The sequence below is a fragment of the Parasphingomonas frigoris genome, from assembly GCF_036663815.1.
Lineage (GTDB): Bacteria > Pseudomonadota > Alphaproteobacteria > Sphingomonadales > Sphingomonadaceae > Sphingomonas.
The window spans coordinates 721,515-745,258 of sequence record NZ_JAXOJQ010000003.1; the positions used below are offsets into that span (position 1 = coordinate 721,515).

Sequence of the window (23,744 nt, forward strand, 5' to 3'; positions counted from 1 at the left end):
TGACGTCAGAGCGCGACGTCGACCGCGTGGATCACCAGGCCGACCAGGCCGCCGACGAGCGTGCCGTTGACGCGGATATATTGCAGGTCCTTGCCGACCGCATTCTCGAGCCGGCGCGTGATCGTCCCCGCGTCCCAGCTCTGCACCGTCTCCGACACCAAGCGGACGATCGCGTCGCCATAATCCGCCGCCATGCCGACCACAGCGCGGCGCACGAAGCGGTTGATCGTGCGGCGCAGCTTGGGATCGGTCTGCAGCGTGCCGCCCAACTGGCGCAGCGCGTCACCGACCGGGCCGGCGAGCAGCGCGTCCGGGTTGCGCGCAATGCGCAGCATCCCAGCGCGCGCCTGCTCCCACAGCCCGTCGAGCCACGCCTGCATCGCCGGATTGTCGATGATCTCGCCCTTCACCGCAGCGACGCGCAATCGCATCGCGGGATCGTGCAGCAGATCGTGCGCCAGTTGCGCGAGGCCTTCCTCGGCCTTGGCGCGCAGCGGATGTTCGGGATCTTCCGCGATGCCGGTCAGCAGGCCGTTGAGGCCGTCGATGATCTTGGTGGCGAGCGTCTCGTCGAGCCCGGTCCAGCGCATCACCGCGCCCGCGCGATCGTGCACCATCTGGCGGATCAGTTGCTCGTTCGCGGCGAGCAGCTTGGCGCCCCAGCGCACGATCGAATCGAGTAGCGGCAGATGCCGGTCCTCGGCGATCGCGGCATTGAGTGCCTGGCCGAGCAGCGGCGCAACGTCGAGCGCGCGCAACCGCTGGCCGATGCCGGCCTTGACCATGCCGCCGAGCCGCTGCTGGTCGAACGCCTCGAGCATATGCGCGGCGAGGCCGGCCGCGCCGCGGCGGATCCGACCCTCACCGCCCGGCGGGTTGGCGAGCCAGCGCCCCGCCGCACCCGCCATGTCGACCCGCCGCATCCGCCGTGCGACGACGCCGGGAATCAGGAAATTGTCGCGCAGGAAGGCGGCGAGCGTCGTGCCGATGCGATCCTTGTTGCGCGGGATGATCGCGGTGTGCGGGATCGGCAGGCCGAGCGGGTGGCGGAACAGCGCGGTCACGGCGAACCAGTCGGCGAGCCCGCCGACCATCGCCGCCTCGGCAAAGGAGCGGACGAAGCCGAGCGCAGGATAGACCGGTGCGTAGACGCGCGTGATGAGGAAGGTCGCCGCCATGACGACGAGCAGGCCGCCGGCAATCCAGCGCATCCGCACCAGGCCCGCGGGCGGGGCGTCGATCGTGCGGGGTGGGCGGGTCAGTCTCATAGCCGGACCAATCCCCGAACGCGGCGATAGTTCAAGCCGAAAGGCAAAGAGCGCGCGCGTGGCACAGACCGGTGCTTTCCGAGCGCTCCGCCAACGCTTCCTCGGCGAAGGCCGGGGTCCAGGCGTGGCCGGCCGGTCATCGCGCGCGGCGCTCCATCACAGCCACCTTCGCGACGGGGCCTCGGCCTTCGCCGGGGAAGCGGTTGTATGTCGCTCCGTCACTCCGCCGGCTGCGGTCCATCCTTGCCCTGATAGACGATCCGCGGGGGCACGCCGGGGAGGGCCGGGCCGCCCTCCGGCCGGTTCTCGATCAGCGGGCCATCGGCGTCGCCGACGCGGTAGGTCAGCAGGTTGCGGCGCAGATACGGCCCGACGCGCGCCTCGATCCCGACCGCGAGACTGAACAGGGCCGGCGTGATCAGCAGCGTCAGCACGGTCGACATCGTCAGGCCACCGATCACGGTGATGCCCATCGGCACGCGTGACGATCCGTCGCCGGTCAGCGCCAGGGCGGTCGGCATCATGCCGGCAACCATCGCGACGGTGGTCATCACGATCGGCTGCGCGCGCTTGTGCCCGGCGTCGATGATCGCGGTCACCTTGTCGACGCCCTTGTTCATCTCCTCGAGCGCGAAGTCGATCAGCAGGATCGAATTCTTGGCGACGATGCCGAGCAGCATGATCAGCCCGATATAGACCGGCATCGAGATCGGCGTGCCGGTTGCGGCGAGGCCGAGCAGTCCGCCGAGCGGCGCGACCATCAGCGACAGCACGTTGACGAACGGCGGCAGCAGGCGGCGGTAGAGCAGCACCAGCACCGCGAACAGCAGCACGATGCCCGCAGCGAGCGCGATGATGAAGTTCTGGATCAGCTCGACCTGCCACTTCGATTCGCCGAGCACGAGCTCCTTCACGCCGATCGGCAGGTTCTTCATGATCGGGAGCGCGTGGATCTCCTTCTGAGCGGTGCCGCTGACGACGCCCGGCGCGAGATCGGCGCCGACGGTCAGCTGGCGCTGCTGTGCCACGCGTTCGATCTTGGTGGGGCCGGCGCCGAAGCCGATGTCGGCGACGACGTTGAGCGGGACCGATCCGCCGGTCGCCGTCGCGACGGGCAGGTTCTGGATCGTCGTCAGACGCTGGCGTGAATCCTGGTCGAGCGCGACACGGATCGGGATCTGGCGGTCCGAGAGCGAGAATTTTGCGCTGTTCTGGTCGATGTCGCCGAGCGTGGCCAGGCGGATCGCGTTCGACAGCGCCGCGGTCGTCACGCCCATGTTGGCGGCGAGATCCATCCGTGGGGTGATGACGAGTTCGGGCCGCTTCAGGTCACCCGAGATACGCGGCGCGACGACGTTGCCGAGCGTCGACATCTGCTGGACGAGGATCGCGCCGGTCTCGGCGAGCTGCTTGGGATCGTCGCCGCCGAGCGTGACGGTCAGCGCGCGGCCGCCACCGCCCCAGCCGCTCGACGAGCGGAACGAGATCCGCGCGTCGGGGATCGCCTGGAGCTCGGGCGCGAGCGAGCGCTCGAACTCGTAGCTCTTCATCTTGCGCTGGGCCTTGGGCTTGAAGATCGCGGTGACGCGACCGTTGCCGACGAAGGCGCGCGAATACACCGATTCGACGCTAGGCTGCTTCTGCAGGAAGGCGGCGACCCGGCTCACCGCCGCCTGCGTTTCGGCGAGCGTCGTCCCGGGCACCATTTCGATCTGGGCGACGCTCGAATCGGAGTCGCGCAGCGGCTGGAAGGTCGCCGGGATGACCATGAACAGTAAGATCGTCGCCCCGAACGCGACCGCGCTGCCGACTACCGCCGACCAGCGATGCTGCAAGGTCCATTTCAGGATCGCCATGTAGCGATCCATCAGCCAGCCCTCACCATGCGAGGCCTGACCGTGCGCCTTAAGGAAATAAGCGGCGAGCATCGGCGTGATGAGACGCGCGACGGCAAGGCTCATCAGCACCGAGGCGACGACGGTCAGGCCGAAATTCTTGAAGAACTGGCCCGATAGGCCGGGCATCAGCCCGACCGGCAGGAACACCGCGACGATCGCCATCGTCGTTGCGAGCACGGCGAGGCCGATCTCGTCGGCGGCGTCGATCGAGGCCTGATAGGCGGATTTGCCCATCCGCATGTGCCGCACGATATTCTCGATCTCGACGATCGCATCGTCGACCAGCACGCCCGCGACCAGGCTCAGCGCCATCAGCGTCATGTTGTTGAGCGTGAAGCCGAGCAGCTCCATCACCCAGAAGGTCGGGATCGCCGACAGCGGGATGGCGAGCGCCGAGATGATCGTCGAGCGCCAGTCGCGCAGGAAGATGAAGACGATCACGACCGCGAGGAACGCGCCCTCGACCATCGCCTCCATCGCGGCGTCATATTGCGCCTTGGTATATTTGACGCTGTCCGAGATGCGCTTGAAATGCACCTTCGGGTTGCGCGCCTCGAGCGCGGCGAGCTTCTTCTCGGCTTCCTGGAAGACGGTGACGTCCGACGCCCCCTTGGCGCGCTGGAAATCGAAGCTCAGCACCTGTCGGCCGTTGAGCGCCGAGGCCGAGCGCTGCTCGGCATAGAGATCCTCGACGCGGCCGAGATCGGCGACCTTGATCGTGCGGCCGGTGCCGGTGGCGATCTGGACCTGGCCGAGCGCATAGGCGGTCTGCGCATTGCCGAGCACGCGCACCGACTGTTCGGAGCCGGCGATCTGCGCACGGCCGCCGGCGGCGTTGAGATTGACCTGGCGGAGCTGCTGGTTGACCGCGCTCGCGGTCAGCCCCTGCGCCGACAGCTTGAGCGGATCGAGGATCACGCGGATCTCGCGGTCGACGCCGCCGTTGCGGCTGACCGTGGCGAGGCCCGGCACCGACAGCAATTCCTTGGCGACATTGTTGTCGATGTACCAGCTGAGCTGCTCGACCGTCATGTCGGTGGTCAGCGCGGCATAGCTCGCCAGATCCTGCCCGGTGGTGTTGGCGCGCATGATCTGCGGCTCGAGGATGCCGTCGGGCAGGTTGCTGCGGATCTGCGCGATCGCCGAGCGGACGTCCTCGACCGCGCGATCGATCGGCGTGCCGATGTTGAGCTGGACGATCGTTTCCGAATTGCCTTCGGTAACGGTCGAGTTGATCTCGTCGATGCCCTGCAGCGAGCGTACCGCCGCCTCGACGCGTTGGGTGACCTGCGTCTCGAGCTCGGTCGGCGCGGCGCCGGGCTGCGAGATTTCGATGATGACGACCGGAAAATCGATGTCGGGCTGGTTGTTGACGTCGAGGTTCCGGAAACTGACGATCCCGGCGACCGTCAGCATGAAGAACAAGACGATCGACGGAACCGGGTTGCGGATCGACCAGGCCGAGATATTCCGGAAGCTCATGCGGTTACCTTCTGCTCGTCGCGTCCGCCGTTACCAACGTCGGTTTCACCTTTTGCCCGGCATTGAGGAAAGCGCCAGCCGACTGAACGACCTTTTCGGTGCCGTTGAGCCCATCCGCAATCGCTACCCCGCTATCGGACACCTCGCCGACCTTGATCGCGCGCCGCACGATCTTGTCGTCCGGTCCCACGACATACACATAATTGCCCTTGTCGTCGCTCTGGATTGCGGCGTTGGGCAATTGCGGGACGTTGGCCGAACCTGCGACGATCGCCGCCGAGGCGAATCCGCCGGGGCGCAGCGCGGGATTGTAGCTCAACGCGACTCGCGCGATTCCCTGGCGTGACTGCGGGTCGATCACGGGCGAGACCTGCCACACCTCGCCGGTGAAGACGTCGCTGCCGCCGACCGGCGTGACCTTCGCCTGCGATCCGACATGCAGGCCGCGCAGATCGGCCTCGCTGACCTGCGCCCGCAATTCCATCTGGCCGCCCTGCGCGAGGCGGAACAACACGCCCGAGCCGGCGCCGACGACCTGGCCGGGCTCGACCGCGCGCGTCAGGACCAGGCCCGCCTCGGGCGCGCGGATATCGAGCCGGCTCGTGCGCGCCCGCGATTCGCCGAGCGTCGCCTGCGCCACGCGGACACGGGCAAGCGCGGCGTCGCGCGTCGCGGCCTTGCGTTCGAGATCGGCCTTCGAGATGAAGCCGCGATCGACCAGCGCCTTGGCGCGATCGAGCTCGGACTGCGCGATCGCCGCGTCCGAGCGCGCGACGTTGATCTGCGCGGCGAGCGAGGCGTCGGTCTGCGTGGCGACCGCACGATCGACCAGCGCGAGAACCTGCCCCTTGCCGACCCACTGGCCCGGCTCGACCAGCACGCGCGTGATCATCCCACCTTCGCCGGCGACGCCGACCGGCATCTCGCGTCGTGCCGCGAGCGACCCGGTGGCGGTGATCGTGCGCGCCACGGTCGAGCGGCCGGGAACGACGACCGAGACGAGCGGGAGCTGCTCGGTCGGCTTGGCGGCCGGCGGCGCGGACCGGCCGAAGACGAAATAGGCGATGACGGCGACCGCGAGAACCACGACGACGATACTGATGATCAGGCCGCGGCGCGAGCGCGGTGCCGGTTCGCCTGGCAGCGCGAGGACTTCTTCATTGCCGATCGTCCGCGTTTCATACTGCATCTGCGTCACATCCCCGACCCCTGGCCCGACCCTGGGCTCTCGTCCGCGACTGGCGACCGCTGGTCGTCAGGCGCTTTTCCGCCACTGTGTTATCGAAATAAACCACCGACCTCAAGGGTCGAATAGGTGTGGCACCATCAATGCCGAGATTCTCGCAGTCTCGCAACAACATCGCGGCCGATTCGGGGTTATCGCGATTTGAGCCGGGCGCGGCACGCAAGCCGGTCGTGCCATTTGGGTAGCAAAGCCGTTGCAATCGCTCCGACGCGTCGCGACTTTGCCGCGCGGCATGCCGGAAAAGCGGCCGCGCATCGGGAGGCGGATGGTGGATCGAACGATGGTCGGTTGGCTTCTGGTCGGGCTGGTCGCGGGCGTGCTGGGCAACATGGTCCTGCCGGGCAAAGAACCCGGCGGTTTGGTCGTCACCATCCTGATCGGCATTGCGGGCGCGGTGCTCGCGGGCTTTGTCGCACGCGCGTTCGACCTCACGTCGGTCGGCGGCTGGCAGACCTATGCTGCGGCAACCGCGGGGTCGGTGGTGCTGCTGGCGGCCTATCGCTTCGTGCTGTCGCGTCGAATCCGCTGAGCAGGATTGTTCATCGCCGGTTGGATCGGTCGCTGTCATAAGCTGCCGCTCGGGCCGATCGGCCCTCAACACCGGGAGTTTCCATCATGCGTTCGACTGCCCTTCTTCTCTCCTCCGCGCTGCTGCTCGGCGCCGCCGTGTCGCCGGTTACGGCGCAAACCCTCCCCGCACCGGTCCTGCCCGACGGAACGCTGCTCGAGGTTTCGGCCCAGGGGCAGACCGCGCGGGTTCCCGATGTCGCGACGATCCGCGCGGGGGTGGTGACGCAAGGGCAGACCGCCGCCGCGGCGCTCGCCGACAATGCGGCGCGGATGGGGCGCGTTCTCGCGGCGCTCAAGAAAGCGGGCATCGCGGCGCGCGACGTGCGCACGGCCAACGTCTCGCTCAGCCCGCAATATCGCTATACCGATGGCCAGCCGCCCGCGGTGACCGGCTATCAGGCGAGCAACAGTGTTGCGATCCGCTTCCGCGACGTGGCCAAGTCCGGCCCAATTCTCGATGCGCTGGTGGCGGAAGGCTCGAACCAGATCGACGGGCCGACGCTGTCGCTCGACAAGCCCGAGGTCGCGCTCGACGAAGCCCGCGCGGCGGCGGTCAAGATCGCGACGGCGCGGGCGCAGCTTTACGCCAAGGCCGCGGGGTTGAGCGTCGTGCGGATCGTCTCGATCACCGAAAGCGGTGCGAATGACGGTGGCGCGCAACCGCAAGTGATGTTCATGGCGCGCGCCAAGGCCGCACCGGCGACCGAAATCGCGGCCGGCGAGACCGAGGTGTCGGTGACGCTGTCAGTGCGCTTCCTGCTCAAGTGACACGCAAACGGGCCGCAGGGATGTCTCCCGGCGGCCCGCTGCTAATCGTTGCGTTGGTTTAGCGGACAGTACCGCGACGCACGAGATTGACGATCGCGAGCAAGATGATTGCGCCGATCAGAGAATAGATGAAGGTCGGGATAGTGATGACCTGATTGATGCCACCGCCAAACAGGAACGATGCAATTACCGAGCCGACGATACCGACGATGACATTCAGGATGATACCCTGCTGTCCATCGGTACGCATGACCATGCTTGCGAGCCAACCAACAACGCCACCGACGATCAGCCAAATAATGATATTCATCTTTCCCTCCATTGACCCCATGAACCGGGTGCAGACAGGAAAGACTCACGAAGCGGGAAATTTGTTCCGCAGGTGAACCGGTGATGCGATCAATACTTTTGCTGGCGCTCATACAGCGATTTGTAGTGCTGGATCCGCGTCACGCGCAGCCCGGGCATGCCCGAACGATCGATCGCGCGCTGCCATCCGGCAAACTCTTCGACCGTCAGGCCATAGCGCTCGCAGACTTCGTCAACCGAAAGCAGCCCGCCATTGACGGCCGCGACGACCTCGGCCTTGCGGCGCACGACCCAGCGCGTCGTCTCGGGCGGCGGAAGCGAGTCGAGCGTCAGCGGCTCTCCGAGCGGTCCGATCACCTTGGCTGGGCGGATCTTCTGGTTTTCGATCATTGTAAAACCTCGTGTCGGGGCGGGGGGTCCCCATCTCAGTAACGGCAATACGCCGGCGGACTTGAACGCCGGCTAAAGCGGCTCGGTAAACAGTGCCTTCATATCTGTCGCTCCGGGCGCGTTGCCGGCGCCAGCATCCGGGCGACGGCGAGATTGAAACAGCCATGGAGCGGTGCGAACCAGTCGGGTGCGCTATGCGGCGACGGCAGGCTCGCCTGCGCGATCGCGGTCGGGCTCGCCGCCTGCCGCGCGGCGATCCCCACCATCAGCACCGCCAGATCCGGCGGGAGCGCAACGACGGTGGCGTCGGCTTCAAAACGGGAAAAACTGAGGTCCACGCATACACTTCCGAATGGCGAGTCGAAGTGGCGGTGTAGCGGCAAGGTCCTAAAGGCCGGGTAAAGCCCGGACAAAACTTTTGCGTATTTTTGCATCGCACGGCGCGAGCGCCTATCTGCGCCCCGATGAACGATGGCGAATTCCAATTGGGTCCCGATCTGGCGGGCAAGCGTATCGTCGTCGCCATGTCGGGCGGGGTCGACAGCTCGGTCGTCGCCGCTCTCGCCGCGCGCACCGGCGCCGAGACGATCGGCATCACGCTCCAGCTCTACGATCATGGCGAAGCGGTCGGGCGCGCCGGCTCGTGCTGCGCCGGGCGCGATATCCGAGACGCGCGCGCCGTGTGCGACCGACTTGGCATCGCGCACTATGTGTTCGACCATGAATCGCGCTTCCGCGACCAGGTGATCGACCGCTTTGCCGATGATTACCTCGCGGGGCGCACGCCGATCCCATGCATCCAGTGCAACATGGGGCCGAAATTCACCGATCTGCTCGCCGCTGCGCGTGATCTCGGCGCGGATTGCCTCGCGACCGGGCATTATGTCCGGCGTGTCGAGGGGCCGGCGGGCGCCGAACTCCACCGCGCCGCCGATCCCGCGCGCGACCAGAGCTATTTCCTGTTCGCGACGACGCAGACGCAGCTCGATTATCTGCGCTTTCCTCTCGGTGGCCTTCCCAAGCCGCGCGTGCGTGAACTGGCGGCCGAGCTGGGTTTGGGCGTCGCGGGCAAGCCCGACAGCCAAGACATCTGCTTCGTGCCCGACGGCGACTATGCGTCGCTCGTCAAGAAACTGCGACCCTATGCCGACACCAGCGGCGAGATCGTCGACGAGACCGGTCGCGTGCTCGGCAAGCATCGCGGGCTGATCCACTTCACCGTCGGCCAGCGCCGCGGGCTCGAGATCGGCGGGACGCCCGAGCCGCTCTATGTCATCCGGCTCGATGCCGCGGCGAAGCGCGTCGTGGTGGGGCCGAAGGCCGCGCTCGGCGTGCGCGCAGCGCGGCTGAGCGGGGTCAACTGGCTTGCGGGAGACTATCGCGGGCCGATGACCGCCAAGGTGCGCTCGCTCGCCAAGCCGGTGGCGGCGCATTTCGATGGCGACCGCGTGGTGTTCGACGCGCCCGAATACGGCGTCGCGCCGGGGCAGGCAACGGTGCTCTATGCCGGCGACCGCGTGCTCGGCGGCGGCTGGATCGAGGAAACCGAGAGCGCGCTGCTGGCGGCGTGAGCGCGCCTACGGGGGCGGGAGTAGCAGGGCGGCGGTTCGATCGTTGCGCCGCGTCTGACTCCGGTTCGCCTTCAAGGCTGTAACAGCGTTCCCAAACGCCGCCGCGACCGTCAGATCGGATCGTCCCAGATGTCGGGTGCCAACCCGAACAGGCGGGTCAACGTGTCCCGACCGAGCGGAGTCACGATCACTGCGCGCGACCCTGCGATCGGGCGGAGCCATAGCGTGTCGATCGAATGCGCGAGCAGGGCTTTTCCGATCGCTCCGGCAATGTGCGGGCGACGCTCGCTCCAGTCGAGGCAAGGCCGACAAAAGGCTCGACCGCCACGCCGGCCATCGGCCCGGGGAATTTCGATGCCGAGGCTTTGCAACAGGTCCGTGCCCCGCTCGGTGACTTCGCCACCGTCTGCGCCCAACCTGATCTCGCCGCGCGTGATCATCCGGTCGGCGATCCCAACCGCCACGCGCCCGGCCAGATGATCGTAGCACGTCCTGGCCCGCCACATCATGACATCCCTCGGTCCGGTCCGGAGCGGGCGATGTCGCGCGATCGTCCCGGTCGCGGCGACCGCCATCATCGATTCGATCATCTGCGCGATCGCAGGCGTCGCAACGCGGTGGTACCGGTGGCGGCCCTGGCGCTCGACCGCAAGCAGCTCCCCCGCGACCAGCTTGGCGAGGTGACTGCTCGCCGTCTGTGGAGTCACGCCGGCGACAGCGGCAAGCTCGGTCGCGGTGAGCGCCCTCCCATCCATCAGTGCGACCAGCATGCTGGCGCGCGCCGGATCGCCGACCAGCGCGCCGATGCCTGCGAAGGCGTTGGTCGTGAGCATGCGGCACTCCCCTCGAGATAAGCCGGGGTACCACGTTCCCGACATGCATGCTTTGATCGTGCTCGAAGCGTTCAGGCCGCGCGGGACGCTAGATCGCGGTGGCCGACAGGAGACACGACGATGCTGACATGCTTCATACGATACGAAATCGACCCGTACCGCGTCGACGCCTTCGAGCATTACGCTCGTACTTGGGGCGAAGCCATCCCACGCTGCGGTGCGGATCTGATCGGGTATTTCGCGCCGGCGGAAGGGTCCGCCACCACCGCTTACGGTGTCTACTCGGTGGCCGATCTGGCGGCGTACGAAGCGTATCGCGCCCGATTGCGAGACGATCCGCTTGGTCGCGAGAATTACGCTTTCGCCAAGCGCGAGCGTTTCATCACGCGCGAGGACCGCATCTTTTTGCGACTTGCCTCAACGCCCCATGCGCCGCTGGTGACGGGATGATCGCGGTCATTTTTGAGGTCGTCCCCGCAGAAGGCCGCAAGGCGCAGTATCTCGATCTCGCTGCGGCGCTGGCAAAGGACCTCAAGGCTGTCGACGGCTTCATTTCGGTCGAGCGGTTCCAGAGTCTGGGCGATCCGCGCAAAATGCTGTCGCTTTCGTTCTTTCGGGACGAGCAGGCCGTCGCGCAATGGCGCAACACCGCGACGCACCGCGCCACCCAAGCGCAGGGGCGAACCGACGTGTTCGCCGACTATCGGCTCCGCGTCGCCGAAGTGGCGCGCGATTACGGCATGTTCGAGCGTGCCGAGGTGCCATCTGACAGCCGGCGCGTGCATCAGGCTGTACCTTAGCGTGAAGTGCCCAAGTGCGTCGCCGCTACACCGCTACGCCCCCCACCGTGCGGGCGGCACCGCTCAGCACTTGAGGCCACAATCCGTACAGCGTGCCTCGCGCGCCTCCCACGCGCGGTCGGCGTAGCGGTCCGCGCGGTTGTATCCATGGCTTTCGAGCTCGCGGCGCGTGCGGCGATCTCGCGCTTGAGCGAATAGTCGATGTCGTATTGCGGTATCATGGCAGGCCCTCGGCTCTGCATGCGTGGACATAAGCGCCCCCCTGTCACCGGGCCGCTCGCGGCATGATCGGTGATGATGCGGCCCTACAGCACGGATCGCCGCCTCAACCGAGGAAGAACGTCCCCTCCATCACGGTGACGCACGATCCGCCGAGCACGACGCGCTCGCCATCGAGCCGGCAGGTCAAATGCCCACCCCGCGCGCTCGCCTGATAGGCGGTGAAGCGATCGCGGCCGAGCCGCGCGGTCCAATAGGGCGTCATCACCGCATGCGCCGAGCCCGTCACCGGATCCTCGTCGATCCCAGCGCCGGGCGCGAAGACGCGGCTGATCACGTCGGTGTCGTCGCCGGGCGCGGTGACGATCGTCAGCACGTCGACCTCGGCATCGGCGCCGCTCGCGGGATCGGCGCCCGACGGGCGGCCGAGCAGCCGGAAATCGGGATCGAGCGCGCGGATCTGGTCGGCATGCTCGAGCACGATCAGCGCGTAGCGATGCGGGTGCCACAGCGTCTCGACTGCCGACTCTAGCCCGAGCCCGGCGACGATATGCGGCAGCGGCTTGGGCGACGGCGCCCAGGCGGGTAGCGCCAGCTCATAGCTGTCACCGGCGCGCGTCACGGTCAGGATCCCGGCTTTCCGCGTGCGGAAGGTGACCGCGTCGCGCTCGGGATCGCTCGACAGCACGAAGTGGCCGCTGGCGAGCGTGGCGTGGCCGCACAGCACGACCTCGTTGGTCGGCGTGAACCAGCGCAGTTCGAAATCGGCGTCGCCGCTCGCATCGGGCAGGATGAAGGCGGTTTCGCTGAGATTGTTCTCGGCGGCGATCGCCTGCAGCATCGCATCCTCGAGCCACGCGGCAAGCGGCATCACCGCCGCTGGATTGCCCTCGAAGGCTTCGCTTGCGAAGGCGTCGATTTGGACGATCGGCAGTCTCATGCGCGTTTCCCGAACCAGTGAGGGGTGACGTCGGCTTCTACCAAGGGATTGTCGGTGTCGACATGGCCTTCGGGGTCGAGATGGATCAGCAGTTCGACCTTCGGGAACGCCTTGCGCAAGGCGCGCTCGACGCCTTCGACCACGACATGCGCATCTGCCACGGTGATGTCGCGCGCGACTTCCATGTGGAACTGCGCGAAATCGTGCGCGCCCGAATGGCGCGTGCGGAAATCGTGGATGCCCTTGATGCCGGGCTGGCGCGCGGCGACCTCGATGAAGTCGCGGCGCATGTCCTCTGGCCATTCCTTATCCATCAGCTGGTCGATCGCGCTCGACGAAGCGCGGAACGCCCCGAACGCGAGCCACAGCGCGATGATGATGCCGAAGATCGGATCGGCCTGATGCCAGCCGAGATACTGGTCGAGGATCAGCGCGACGATCACCGAACCGTTGAGCAGCACGTCTGACTGGTAATGGACATTGTCGGCGACGATCGCGACCGATCCGGTGCGGCGGATGACGCTGCGCTGATAGGCGAGCAGCACCAGCGTCGCGACGATCGCGATCACCGACACGCCGATGCCGAATTCGGCGCCCTGCGTCGCCTCGTTGCTGCCGAGCGCAATCACCGCACGCCACGCGATCCCCGCGGCCGAGGCGGTGATCAGCATGACCTGGAACAAGGCGGCGAGCGCCTCGGCCTTGCCGTGTCCGAAGCGGTGGTCGTGATCGGCCGGCTGCGCGGCGAGGCGCACGCCGTACAGCGTCACCAGGCTCGCGAGCAGGTCGAGCCCCGAATCGGCGAGGCTGCCGAGCATCGCGACCGATCCGGTCGACCAGGCGGCATAGGTCTTGAGCGCGATCAGCCCGCACGCCATCGCCACGCTGGCAAGTGCGGCGCGGACGGTATGCGGGATGGCGCGGCGCTGGTCTTCGGTCACGGGTAGAGCAATCCTTCGGTCCAACCATCTGGCGTGCGCGTGAAAACGCGGCGCTCGTGCAAACGATGCGCGCGGTCCTGCCAGAATTCGATCACCGACGGGGTGACGCGGTATCCGCCCCAGAAGGGCGGGCGCGGCACGTCCTGACCGTCGAACTTGGCCTGCATCTCGGCGAAGCGCGCTTCGAAGGTGGCGCGATCCTCGAGCGGGCGCGACTGCTCCGAGGCCCAGGCGCCGAGCTGCGAATCGCGGCCGCGGCTGGCGAAATAGGCGTCCGATTCGGCGTCGGTCGCGCGGGCTACGGTACCCTCGATGCGGATCTGGCGGCGCTGCGATTTCCAGTGGAACAGCAGCGCGACGTGGCGGTTCGCGTCGAGCTCGCCCGCCTTGCGGCTGCCGCGGTTGGTGTAGAAGACGAAGCCGTCGGCGCCGTGGCCCTTCAGCAGCACCATGCGCGACGACGGGCGCCCCTCGGCATCGGCGGTGGCGAGCGCCATCGCGTTGGAATCGTTGATCTCGCTCGCGCGCGCTTCGGCGTACCACGTATCGAACAGCTGGAAGGGGTCATCGGCCATGGCCCGCCTTTACGATTCCGCAGGCGTGCTGTCGAGAAACGGAACGACTCCCGCGCTGAAGGATTGTTGCGCTATCGAATCGGCTTCGAAACGAAGGATCCAACTGCATGGCCGCACGCGCATATTGGCAGGGGCAGATCCGGCTCGCTCTGGTCTCGATTCCGGTCGAGATCTATTCGGCAACCAAATCGGGCGCGGCGGTGAGCTTCAAGCAGATCCACGAGCCGACCGGCAAGCCGATCCATTACGAGAAGGTCGTGACGGGAGTCGGCCCGGTCGACGTCGACGAGATCATGAAGGGCTTCGAGTTCGAGAAGGGCGAATATGTCCTGCTCGAACAGGACGAGATCGATGCGGTGAAGCTCGAATCGAAGAAGACGCTCGAGCTGACGCAGTTCGTCGACGCGAGCGAGATCGACGTGCTGTATTACGAGAAGCCCTATTTCGTCGTGCCGGCGGATGACCTGGCGGAAGAGGCGTTCATCGTGCTGCGCGAGGCGCTCAAGCGGACCAAGAAGGTGGGGCTCGGGCAGTTGGCGATGCGCGGGCGCGAATATGTCGTGAGCCTCAAGCCGTGCGGGCGTGGGATGGTGCTCGAGACGCTGCGTTATGCCGACGAGGTCCACAAGGCGCAGGGCTATTTCCGCGACATCGCCGACGCGACGCCGGATGCCGACCTGATGGATCTGGCCGAGGCGCTGATCGAGAAGAAGTCGGGCGCGTTCCATCCGCAGGATTTCCACGATCGCTATGTCGATGCGTTGAAGGATCTGGTCGAGCGCAAGCGCAAGGCGAAGGGCGGCAAGATCATCGAGGAGAAGGATGACGGCAAGCCGGTCAAGGGCTCCAACGTCGTCGATTTGATGGCGGCGCTGCGCAAGTCGATGGGGACCGCGACGCCGGCCAAGGCGGCGGAGAAGCCCGCGGCGGCGAAGAAGGCGCCGGCCAAGAAGGCGCCCGCGAAAAGCGCACCCGCCAAGAGCGCGCCGGCGAAGAAGCGTGCCTGACGCTCTTCTTCCCCCCTCCCGCTTGCGGGAGGGGTCGGGGGAGGGCACGCCCGCACCGCGTAACCACCTCTCGATCGCGCGTTCCCTCCCCCAGCTCCTCCCGCAAGCGGGAGGGGAGGAATGAGCGCCGACCCGCTCGCCAAATATAATGCCAAGCGCGATTTCGCGAAGACCGCGGAGCCCGCCGGCACGCTCGAGCCCGGCCACGGCAACCGCTTCATCGTGCAGAAGCACGACGCCTCGCGCCTCCACTGGGATTTCCGCCTCGAAGTCGATGGCGTCCTCAAGAGCTGGGCCGTCACGCGCGGGCCGAGCATCGACCCCGACCAGAAGCGCCTCTCGGTGCGGACCGAGGACCATCCGCTGTCCTATGCCGATTTCGAAGGCACCATCCCGCAGGGCGAATATGGCGGCGGCACGGTGATGCTGTGGGACAGCGGCACCTGGGCACCGATCGCGGGCAAGAGCGCGAAGGATATCGAGCATGGCCACCTCCACTTCGTGCTCGAGGGTGCGCGGATGAAGGGCGAGTGGATGCTGATCCGCCTCAAGCCGCGCGGCAAGGAAAAGGGCGAGAACTGGCTGCTGCGCAAGGTGGGTGACGCCGAGGCGGGCGGGACCGATACGCTGGTCGAGACCGGGCTGACGAGTGTGACCACCGGGCGCACGATGGCCGAGATCGCCGAGGGTAAACCTTCTAAATCCTCCCCCGCAAAGCGGGGGAGGGGGACCGCTCGCATAGCGAGTGGTGGAGGGGGCCGACCCAAGCGCGGCGCTCGTGGCGAGGCCCCCTCCGTCTCGCTGCGCTCGCCACCTCCCCCGCTGCGCGAGGGAGGATTTATGGAGCCGCAGCTGTGTACGTTGGTGGATTCCGTTCCGACCGGAAACCAGTGGCTGCATGAGGTGAAGTATGACGGCTACCGCGCGCTGATCGCGGTCGCCAAGGGAAAGGCCACCGTCTTCACCCGCTCCGGGCTCGACTGGACCGACAAATTCCAGGACATCGCCGACGCCGTCGCAAAACTCCCCGCCAAGACCGCATTGCTCGACGGCGAGATCGTCGCGTTCAAGGACGGCAAGCCCGATTTCTCGACGCTCAAGACCGCCATTTCGAGCGGTGGCGAGATGACCTTCTTCGCCTTCGACCTGCTCCAGCTCGACGGCGAGGATCTGACCGGCCTCGCCAACATCGCGCGGAAGGAACGGCTCGAGCCGCTGGTCGACGGCAAGGACGCGCGCGTCCAATATTCGCAGCATATCATCGGGCAGGGCGAGCAACTGTTCGAGACGATGTGCCGCGAGGGCTATGAAGGCGTCGTGTCGAAGCGCGCCGATGCGCCGTATCGCGGCAAGCGGACGCAGGCGTGGCTCAAGATCAAATGCACGCAGCGCCAGGAATTCGTCATCGTCGGCTGGACGACGAGCGCCAAATCGCGCGGCTTCGCGTCGCTGCTCCTCGGGCTCAACGGGCCCGGCGGGCTGGTCTATGCCGGCAAGGTCGGGACCGGGTTCAGCACCGATTTCATGATGGACTTGAGCGACCGATTGGCGAAGATCGAACGCAAGACCCCGACGGTGAAGGCGCCGCGCGCTGCCGTGCGCGGCGCGCACTGGGTCAAGCCCGAACTCGTCGCCGAAGTCGCCTATGCCGAAACCACGCCCGACGGCGTGCTGCGCCATTCGAGCTTCCTGGGTTTGCGCGAGGACAAGGTGGCGAGCGAGGTCGTCGCCGAGACGCCGGTGGCGGTCGACGCGTCCGAAATCCCTACCCCTGAGACCCACATAAAGGTCAGCAATCGCGATCGCGTGATCTTCCCCGAATCGAACGTCACCAAGGGCGAGCTCGCCGATTATTATGCGCAGGTGTCGGGCATCATGCTGCCCTTCGCCGGCAACCGCCCGATCAGCCTGGTGCGCTGTCCGCAGGGCCGCGCGAAAGCCTGCTTCTTCCAGAAGCACGACGCCGGCAGCTTTAAAGGCGATCATGTCCACAAGGTCCCGATCAAGGAGAAGGACGGGTCGAGCGAGGACTATCTCTATGTCGACGATGCCGACGGCCTCGTCGCCTGCGTCCAGATGGGGACGATCGAATTCCACGGCTGGGGCTCGTCGGTCGCCAGCCTCGAACAGCCCGACCGAATGGTGTTCGATCTCGATCCCGACGAGGAGCTCGGTTTCGACGTGGTCAAGAAGGCGGCGGCCGATCTCAAGGAGCATCTCGCCGAACTCGGCCTCGTCAGCTTCGCGATGCTGTCGGGCGGGAAGGGCGTGCACGTCGTCGTGCCGCTCACCCCGCAGGCCGAATGGCCCGCGGTCAAGGATTTCGCCGAACGGTTCGCGCGTGCGCTCGGCGAGGCCGAGCCCGATCGCTTCCTCGCGACGATGTCCAAGGCCAAGCGCAAGGGGCGGATCTTCATCGACTGGCTGCGCAACCAGCGCGGCAGCACGGCAGTGCTGCCCTACGTCGCGCGCGCGCGGGCCGGGGCGCCGGTCGCGGCGCCGGTTTCCTGGACCGAACTGCGCGATATCGACGCGGCGAGCCGCTGGAGCGTGCGCGACGCGGCCGAACTGATCGCTCGCGCCGACTCGCGCGATCTCGCCGGATGGGGTGTCGCGGACCAAGTTCTGCCTGATCTGTGATGGTAATCCGTCTTAGCCGGTTGCACCTGCGAAGCGATTGTGGCCTTGTCGACCGCGCTATTTTGGGGGTTTGAGAATTTCGATGGCTACGGTTGCCGCGCCTTCGTTGCTCGATCCCGCCACGCATGCCGCGCGCTGGATCGCCGACTATCGCGCGCGCGCGATCCAGGGCGACGTGCTCGGCGCCGATCCCGATCCGGCGTGGACCGCGATGTTCGAGGAACTCGCCGCGGTGGCGGGCGACGATCTCGGCCAGGCGCGCGAGCGGGTGCAGCGTCATGCCGAGGATATCGGCACGGGCTTTCGCATCATCGGCGAAAGCGAGGAGCGCCCGTGGCCGCTCTCGCCCGTCCCGCTGCTGATCGACGCCGAGGAATGGCGCACGATCGAGCGCGGCATCGTCCAGCGCGCCGATCTGCTCGAGAGCGTGATCGAGGATCTCTACGGCGATGCAAGCCTCGTCACGCGCGGGCTGATCCCTGCGGCGTTGGTCGGCGGATCGCCCTTCTTCCTGCGCCCGATGGCGGGGCTGGTGCCGCCGGGCGGGCACCATCTCCATTTCATCGCGGTTGATCTCGGGCGCGGGCCGACCGGCGAATGGCGCGTGCTCGCCGATCATTTGCGTGCGCCGGCCGGCGCTGGGTATGCGTTGGAAAATCGTCTGGCGATCGCGCGGACCCTGGGCGGGCTGCAATCGCGGCTCAATGTCCAGCGCCACGCGCCGTTCTTTGCGGCGTTCCGCGATGGCCTCGCCGCTGCGTGTCGCCGGGTCGAGCCGCGGATCGGGCTGCTCACCCCCGGCCGCTACAGCGCGAGCTACGCCGAGCAAGCGCATCTCGCGCGCTATCTCGGTTTTCTGCTCGTCGAGGGCGCCGATCTCGCGGCGCTCGAGGACAAGCTCTACATCCGCACGATCGACGGGATGAAGCGCGTCGATGCGCTGTGGCATCGCATCGATCCGCGGCTGCTCGATCCGCTGGCGTTCGATTCGCACTCGCATATCGGCGTCGCCGGGCTGATCGACGCGGCGGCGGCGGGGAATGTCGTGATCGCCAATGCGCCGGGCGCGGGCGTGCTTGAATCTTCAGCATTCGGGGCGTTTCTGCCCGCGCTCGCGACGCGGCTGCTCGGCGCCGATTTGATCCTGCCCAATATCGCGACCTGGTGGTGCGGGCAGGACCGCGCGCGCAGCGAGGTGATGGACGATTTCGACCGGATGTTGATCGGCCCCGCCTTCGGCGTCGCGCCGCTCGGGCTGCCCGGCGGCATCGCGATGCACGGCGCCGATATCACCGGCGCTGCGCGCGACGCCTTGCTCGACGATATGGCGCGCCGCCCGCAGGATTATGTCGGGCAGGAAATCGTCCGGCTTTCGACGATGCCGGTGGTGACCGATGCCGGGCTCGCGGCACGCCCCTTCACGCTACGCGTCTTCGCGGCGCGCGGGGCAGACGGCGGCTGGGTCGTGCTCCCCGGCGGGTTCGCGCGGATCGCCGAACACCCCGATCCGCGCGCCGCGGTGATGGGCGAGGGATGCTGGTCGGCCGATGTCGCGATCCACGGCGCCGAGACGGTCGCGCCTGTGTCGCTGCTCCCGCCCGCCGACACGATCCATGTCCGCCGCAACCCCGGCACCTTGCCGAGCCGCGTCGCCGACAATTTCTTCTGGCTCGGCCGCTATCTCGAGCGCGGCGAGGCCTTGCTCGGTATCGTCCGCGTGATGCTCGGCAATTCGATCGATGCCGATGCCGGTGCCGCGCTGTCGGCGGAGACGGTCGGGCGGCTCGTCGGGCTGGTGGTCAATGCCGGTGGTGCGCCGCATCCCGCGACGCTGCGCCGGACCGACCTCGCGGCGTTTGCGCGCACCGCGATGGAGGATGCCGGCTGGCACAGCGTGCGGACGATCAACCGGCTCGCGCGCGGGATCGGGCAGGGCTCGCGCGATCGGCTCGCGGCCGACGTCGTGCGGTTGCTCGATGCGCCGTATCCGAACAAGGGCGGGATGCTCGATCGCGCCGGTTCGCTCCAGCGGCGCTATGCCGCGCTGTCGGGGCTTTCGGCCGAGCATATGGGGCGGACCGCGGCGTGGCGTTTCCACGATCTCGGCCGCCGGCTCGAGCGTGCGCTGAGCGTGACGCGCGCGGTGCGCGCGTTCGGCATGGCGCAGGCGAGCGTCGATGATCTCTCGACGCTGCTCGACCTTGCCGACAGCCAGATTAGCTATCGCCAGCGCTATCTGACGGGGATCGCGCGCGTGCCGGTGGTCGATCTCGTCGCGCTCGATCCGGGCAATCCGCGCTCGCTCGCCTTCCAGATCTGCCGGATCTGCGAGCATCTCGCGGCGTTGCCCGTGCTCGAGGATGACGGGATGGAAGAGCCGCAGCAGATCCAGGGCAGCGTGCTCACCGCAATCGTCTCGACCGCGACCGCGGCTGCGCTCGACGCCGACATTCTCGGCGATGTCGAGCGGCGGCTGTTCCAATTGTCCGAAGCGATCGCGCGGCGCTATTTCCTGCAGGGCGCCGAGCCGCTGCGCGCGGCCGGGATGACGCTCGCATGATCTACGACATCCGCCACGTCACACGCTTCGATTACGGCGCGCGCGTCAAGTTCGCGCGCTGCAATCTGCGGCTCAAACCGATCCATTGGTCGGGCCAGACCCTGCTCGACTATCGCCTGACGATCTCGCCCTCGGGCCGCGTCGCGCCCGCCCGCGCCGAGGCGGGGCTCGCCAATGTCATGCGGATGGTGGTCGAACAGCCGGTACGCCATTTGATGATCGAGAGCGTGTCGCGGATCGAGATCGACCGACCGGTGCCGATGCCGTCGAACGGCTCGCCGCCGCTGCGCGAGATCGCTGCGGCGGCGCGCGTCAGCCGCGATCCCTCGCCGGCGGGCCCCGCCGCCTATCTCTTCCCCTCGCCGTTGATCCCGCTCGACCGCGACATTGCCGATTGGTGCGCGCAGGATCTGCATCCCGACCGGCCCGCGCTCGACGCCGCGATCGGCCTCGCGCAGCGCATCCAGAACGATTTCGCCTTCGATGCCGAGGCAACTTTGGTCGACACCACCCCGCACGAGGCGTTCCTCAAGCGCGGCGGCGTCTGCCAGGATTTCGCCCAGATCATGATTACGGGTCTGCGCGCCGCCGGGCTGCCCGCGGCCTATGCCTCGGGCTATATCCGCACGATCCCGCCGCCCGGGCAGGCGCGGCTCGTCGGCGCGGATGCGACGCACGCCTGGGTGCTGCTGTGGTGCGGGCCGGAGCTTGGCTGGGTCGGGGTCGATCCGACCAACGGCATCTGGATGGCGGGCGATCACATCGTCATGGCGATCGGCCGCGATTATGGCGAGATCGCGCCGATCGACGGCGTCGTGCTCGGTTCGGGCGCGCAGAAGATGGACGTCAGCGTCGATGTCGCGCCGGTCCTTGAGGCGGCGGCGTAACGAACGGCGTTTGCACTCGAGGCGGCGATACCCCAGATAGGCCGCACTGAACCTATTCCAGACTACCGGGGACTTTTGTGGCCGATCCATACACAACGCTGGGCGTGGCACGGACCGCGTCCGAGGCCGAGATCAAGAAAGCGTATCGCAAGCTCGCCAAGGAGCTGCATCCCGACAAGAACAAGGACAATCCCAAGGCGAGCGAGCGGTTCAGCACCGTGACGCAGGCCTACGATCTGCTCAACGACAAGGACAAGCGCGCGCGCTTCGACCGCGGCGAGATCGATGGCGACGGCAACCCCGCCGCGCCGTTCGGCTTCGGCGCGGGCAATCCCGGCGGCTTCCGCCCCGGCCCGGGCGGCGGCGGCTTCCAGGCCGACGGTCCCGATCTGAGCGACATCTTCGAAAACATGTTTTCAGGGAGCGGCGGCGGTGGTCGCGGCGGCTTTGCCGGCGGGTTCGGCGGCTTCGGTCGGCGCGAGCAGCCCAAGGGCGGCAACATCCTCTACAAGCTCGACGTGCCCTTCACTGACGCGGTCGCCGCCAAGCCGCAGCGCATCACGCTCGGCGACGGCAAAACGATCGATCTCAAGCTGCCCGCCGGGCTCGAAAGCGGCGCGCAGATGCGGCTCGCGGGCAAGGGGCAGGCGGGGCCGGGCGGCAATGGCGACGGGATCGTCACGATCACCGTGCTGCCGCATCGCTATTTCGAGCGCGTCGGTGATGACGTGCGGCTCGACCTCCCGGTCAGCCTCGCCGAAGCGGTGCTCGGGGCGAGCGTGCGCGTGCCGACCGCCGAGGGTGCGGTAATGCTCACCGTCCCCAAGGGATCGACCTCGGGCAAGACGCTGCGGCTGCGCGGTCGCGGCTTCCACCGCAAGGATGGTACACGCGGCGACCAGCTGGTGACGCTGATGGTTGACCTGCCCGCCGACGATGCCGCGCTCGTCGCCTTCGTCGAAGGGTGGAAAGACAAGGATTTGCGGAACCCGCGGGCCGGCATGGACGTCTGACCTCTTTATCGGGAGGTTACCGCTTGAGTCAGATTTCACCCGTTTCGCCGGAAGAGCGTGCCGTCCGTGGCGAGGCAGGGGTGACCCCCGAAGACGTACCACCGGCCGCGCGTCTGCCGACTCGGGCGTGGCAGGTGTTGAGGCGCGTGCTGATCGGCGTCTTCTCTGACGGCTTCATCCATGCCGGCAACCTCGCCTATCTCGCGCTGCTGACGGTGTTCCCCTTTTTCATCCTGGCAGCGGCGATCGCCTCGCTGGTCGGGCAGAGCGCCGAGACGCAGCGCACCGTCGCGTCGTTCCTCCACGTCCTGCCGCCCAACGTCAGCGAATTGCTCGAGAAGCCGATCCGCGACGTGCTGCGCGCGCGCACCGGGTCGCTGTTGTGGATCGGCGGGATCGTCGCCTTGTGGTCGGTCGGCAGTTTCGTCGAGACGATCCGCGATATCTTCCGTCGCGCGTACGGCGTGAAATCGAACAAGCCGTTCTGGCATTATCGGCTGAGCTCGATGGCGGTGATCATCGTCTCGGTCGTGCTCGCGCTGTTCTCCTTTCTGGTGCAGGGTCTGATGACCGCGGTCGAACGCTTCATCTATGCGGTCCTGCCGTTCGCGCAGGATATCGGCGTGTGGGTCGGCATTTCGCGCGTCGTGCCCGGGCTGGTGATGTTCGGCGCGCTCTACATGCTGTTCTATTCGGTCACGCCGTCCAAATATCGGCTCAGCAAGTGCCCGAAATGGCCCGGCGCGCTGTTCACCGCGGCATGGTGGGTCAGCATTACCGCGCTGCTGCCAGTGGTGCTGTCGCTGCTCGGTGGCTACGATCTGACCTATGGCAGCCTCGCCGGCGTCATCATCGCCCTGCTGTTCTTCTTCCTGGTCGGGCTCGGCATCGTCTTCGGCGCGCATTTGAACGCGGCACTGGCGGAACCGACCGAACACGGGGTAGAGAGCACGCAAGATATCAAAGAGGTGGTAACGGCGTGACGGAATTGATGGCAGGCAAGCGCGGGCTGATCATGGGCCTCGCCAACGATCGCTCGCTCGCCTGGGGCATTGCGAAGAAGCTGAGCGAAGCCGGGGCGGAGCTCGCCTTCAGCTATCAAGGCGAGGCGATGGAGAAGCGCGTGCGCCCGCTCGCCGAGCAGCTCGGCGTCGCGCGGTTGTTCAATTGCGACGTGTCCGACATGGGCGCGCTCGACACCACCTTTGCCGAACTGGCCAAGGAATGGCCGACGATCGATTTCGTCGTCCACGCGATCGGCTTCTCCGACAAGAACGAGTTGCGCGGCGGCTATGTCGACACCAGCCTCGACAATTTCCTGATGACGATGAACATCTCGGTCTATTCGTTCGTCGCAGTCGCCAAGCGCGCGGCGGCGATGATGCCGAACGGCGGCGCGCTGCTGACGCTGAGCTATTACGGCGCCGAGAAGGTGATCCCGCATTACAACGTGATGGGCGTCGCCAAGGCGGCGCTCGAGACGAGCGTGCAATATCTCGCGGTCGACCTCGGGCGCGACAATATCCGCGTCAACGCGATCTCGGCCGGGCCGATCAAGACGCTCGCCGCATCGGGCATCGGCGACTTCCGCCTGATCCTCAAGTGGAACGAGCTCAACGCGCCGCTGAAGCGCAACGTGACGATCGAGGATGTCGGCGGGTCGGCGCTCTATCTGCTGAGCGACCTTGCGAGCGGCGTGACCGGCGAGACGCATCATGTCGATGCCGGGTACCACGTGATCGGCATGAAGGCGGAGGATGCGCCGGACATCGCGCTGGCCTAATGCCCTCTCCCCCATGGGGGAGAGGGAAGGGGCCCGCCGCGAAG

At 67.1% G+C, this 23,744-nt stretch carries 22 protein-coding genes; 12 read left to right on the forward strand and 10 right to left on the reverse strand.

Translation table 11 applies throughout. From position 1 onward, the window contains the following. Positions 1–5 precede the first annotated feature (5 nt). The 3 genes from U1872_RS13785 to U1872_RS13795 form a co-directional block, all read right to left on the reverse strand. On the reverse strand, positions 6–1,268 hold the full coding sequence (locus U1872_RS13785; RefSeq protein ID WP_332793461.1) for a DUF445 domain-containing protein: 1,263 nt from the start codon (positions 1,266–1,268) through the stop codon (positions 6–8). Between the two features lie 218 nt (positions 1,269–1,486). Then, complete coding sequence (locus tag U1872_RS13790; RefSeq protein WP_332793462.1) at positions 1,487–4,648, reverse strand: efflux RND transporter permease subunit; 3,162 nt, start codon at positions 4,646–4,648, stop codon at positions 1,487–1,489. A 4-nt stretch (positions 4,649–4,652) separates the two neighbouring features. Beyond that, complete coding sequence (locus U1872_RS13795; RefSeq protein WP_332793640.1) at positions 4,653–5,837, reverse strand: efflux RND transporter periplasmic adaptor subunit; 1,185 nt, start codon at positions 5,835–5,837, stop codon at positions 4,653–4,655. A 337-nt stretch (positions 5,838–6,174) separates the two neighbouring features. On the opposite strand from U1872_RS13795, the gene U1872_RS13800 reads away from it, so the two are divergent. Next, positions 6,175–6,423 (forward strand): GlsB/YeaQ/YmgE family stress response membrane protein, encoded by a 249-nt coding sequence (locus U1872_RS13800; RefSeq protein WP_332793463.1) that lies wholly within the window; start codon positions 6,175–6,177, stop codon positions 6,421–6,423. A gap of 86 nt (positions 6,424–6,509) precedes the next feature. After that, a complete protein-coding gene (locus U1872_RS13805; RefSeq protein ID WP_332793464.1) occupies positions 6,510–7,232 on the forward strand; it encodes an SIMPL domain-containing protein in 723 nt (240 codons plus the stop codon). 58 nt (positions 7,233–7,290) lie between these two features. Here U1872_RS13805 and U1872_RS13810 read toward each other — a convergent pair whose 3' ends face one another. The 3 genes from U1872_RS13810 to U1872_RS13820 form a co-directional block, all read right to left on the reverse strand. After that, on the reverse strand, positions 7,291–7,542 hold the full coding sequence (locus U1872_RS13810; RefSeq protein ID WP_332793465.1) for a GlsB/YeaQ/YmgE family stress response membrane protein: 252 nt from the start codon (positions 7,540–7,542) through the stop codon (positions 7,291–7,293). 89 nt (positions 7,543–7,631) lie between these two features. Beyond that, the gene (gene sciP / locus U1872_RS13815) at positions 7,632–7,931 is read right to left on the reverse strand and encodes a CtrA inhibitor SciP (RefSeq protein ID WP_224922141.1); all 300 of its coding nucleotides are present in this window, start codon (positions 7,929–7,931) and stop codon (positions 7,632–7,634) included. A 98-nt stretch (positions 7,932–8,029) separates the two neighbouring features. Next, the gene (locus U1872_RS13820) at positions 8,030–8,269 is read right to left on the reverse strand and encodes a hypothetical protein (protein WP_332793466.1); all 240 of its coding nucleotides are present in this window, start codon (positions 8,267–8,269) and stop codon (positions 8,030–8,032) included. Positions 8,270–8,395: 126 nt separating this feature from the next. On the opposite strand from U1872_RS13820, the gene mnmA reads away from it, so the two are divergent. Beyond that, complete coding sequence (gene mnmA, locus U1872_RS13825; protein ID WP_332793467.1) at positions 8,396–9,502, forward strand: tRNA 2-thiouridine(34) synthase MnmA; 1,107 nt, start codon at positions 8,396–8,398, stop codon at positions 9,500–9,502. A gap of 110 nt (positions 9,503–9,612) precedes the next feature. Here mnmA and U1872_RS13830 read toward each other — a convergent pair whose 3' ends face one another. Then, complete coding sequence (locus U1872_RS13830; protein WP_332793468.1) at positions 9,613–10,335, reverse strand: ArsR/SmtB family transcription factor; 723 nt, start codon at positions 10,333–10,335, stop codon at positions 9,613–9,615. Between the two features lie 120 nt (positions 10,336–10,455). Here U1872_RS13830 and U1872_RS13835 point away from each other — a divergent pair, with 120 nt between their 5' ends. Together U1872_RS13835 and U1872_RS13840 are read left to right on the forward strand one after the other, a co-directional pair. Further along, a complete protein-coding gene (locus U1872_RS13835; RefSeq protein WP_140851986.1) occupies positions 10,456–10,785 on the forward strand; it encodes an NIPSNAP family protein in 330 nt (109 codons plus the stop codon). Next, a complete protein-coding gene (locus U1872_RS13840; RefSeq protein WP_332793469.1) occupies positions 10,782–11,135 on the forward strand; it encodes an antibiotic biosynthesis monooxygenase family protein in 354 nt (117 codons plus the stop codon). Before U1872_RS13835 ends, U1872_RS13840 begins: the two co-directional genes overlap by 4 nt. 325 nt (positions 11,136–11,460) lie before the next feature. Here U1872_RS13840 and U1872_RS13845 read toward each other — a convergent pair whose 3' ends face one another. From U1872_RS13845 to pdxH, 3 genes are read right to left on the reverse strand one after another with little or no spacing between them, the layout of a single operon-like run. Further along, on the reverse strand, positions 11,461–12,294 hold the full coding sequence (locus U1872_RS13845; protein WP_332793470.1) for a PhzF family phenazine biosynthesis protein: 834 nt from the start codon (positions 12,292–12,294) through the stop codon (positions 11,461–11,463). Further along, a complete protein-coding gene (locus U1872_RS13850) occupies positions 12,291–13,235 on the reverse strand; it encodes a cation diffusion facilitator family transporter (protein ID WP_332793471.1) in 945 nt (314 codons plus the stop codon). The genes U1872_RS13845 and U1872_RS13850 overlap by 4 nt, the downstream gene beginning before the upstream one ends. After that, the gene (pdxH, locus tag U1872_RS13855) at positions 13,232–13,810 is read right to left on the reverse strand and encodes a pyridoxamine 5'-phosphate oxidase (RefSeq protein ID WP_332793472.1); all 579 of its coding nucleotides are present in this window, start codon (positions 13,808–13,810) and stop codon (positions 13,232–13,234) included. Before pdxH ends, U1872_RS13850 begins: the two co-directional genes overlap by 4 nt. A gap of 107 nt (positions 13,811–13,917) precedes the next feature. Between pdxH and ku the strand changes: the two genes are divergently transcribed. The 7 genes from ku to fabI all read left to right on the forward strand — a co-directional run bounded on the left by ku (position 13,918) and on the right by fabI (position 23,700). Next, on the forward strand, positions 13,918–14,817 hold the full coding sequence (gene ku, locus U1872_RS13860; RefSeq protein ID WP_332793473.1) for a non-homologous end joining protein Ku: 900 nt from the start codon (positions 13,918–13,920) through the stop codon (positions 14,815–14,817). Positions 14,818–14,937: 120 nt separating this feature from the next. After that, positions 14,938–17,457 carry a DNA ligase D gene (gene ligD, locus U1872_RS13865; protein ID WP_332793474.1) on the forward strand — a complete coding sequence of 840 codons (2,520 nt, stop codon included), beginning with the start codon at positions 14,938–14,940 and terminating at the stop codon, positions 17,455–17,457. A gap of 82 nt (positions 17,458–17,539) precedes the next feature. Then, positions 17,540–20,017, forward strand: a complete 2,478-nt coding sequence (locus tag U1872_RS13870; RefSeq protein ID WP_332793475.1) for a circularly permuted type 2 ATP-grasp protein — start codon at positions 17,540–17,542, stop codon at positions 20,015–20,017. Further along, positions 20,014–20,904 (forward strand): transglutaminase family protein, encoded by an 891-nt coding sequence (locus U1872_RS13875; RefSeq protein ID WP_332793476.1) that lies wholly within the window; start codon positions 20,014–20,016, stop codon positions 20,902–20,904. Before U1872_RS13870 ends, U1872_RS13875 begins: the two co-directional genes overlap by 4 nt. A gap of 77 nt (positions 20,905–20,981) precedes the next feature. Continuing rightward, positions 20,982–21,917 (forward strand): DnaJ C-terminal domain-containing protein, encoded by a 936-nt coding sequence (locus tag U1872_RS13880; protein ID WP_332793477.1) that lies wholly within the window; start codon positions 20,982–20,984, stop codon positions 21,915–21,917. 23 nt (positions 21,918–21,940) lie between these two features. Beyond that, complete coding sequence (locus U1872_RS13885; RefSeq protein ID WP_332793478.1) at positions 21,941–22,900, forward strand: YihY/virulence factor BrkB family protein; 960 nt, start codon at positions 21,941–21,943, stop codon at positions 22,898–22,900. Further along, the gene (gene fabI, locus U1872_RS13890) at positions 22,897–23,700 is read left to right on the forward strand and encodes an enoyl-ACP reductase FabI (RefSeq protein ID WP_332793479.1); all 804 of its coding nucleotides are present in this window, start codon (positions 22,897–22,899) and stop codon (positions 23,698–23,700) included. Before U1872_RS13885 ends, fabI begins: the two co-directional genes overlap by 4 nt. The last annotated feature ends 44 nt before the right edge of the window (positions 23,701–23,744 follow it).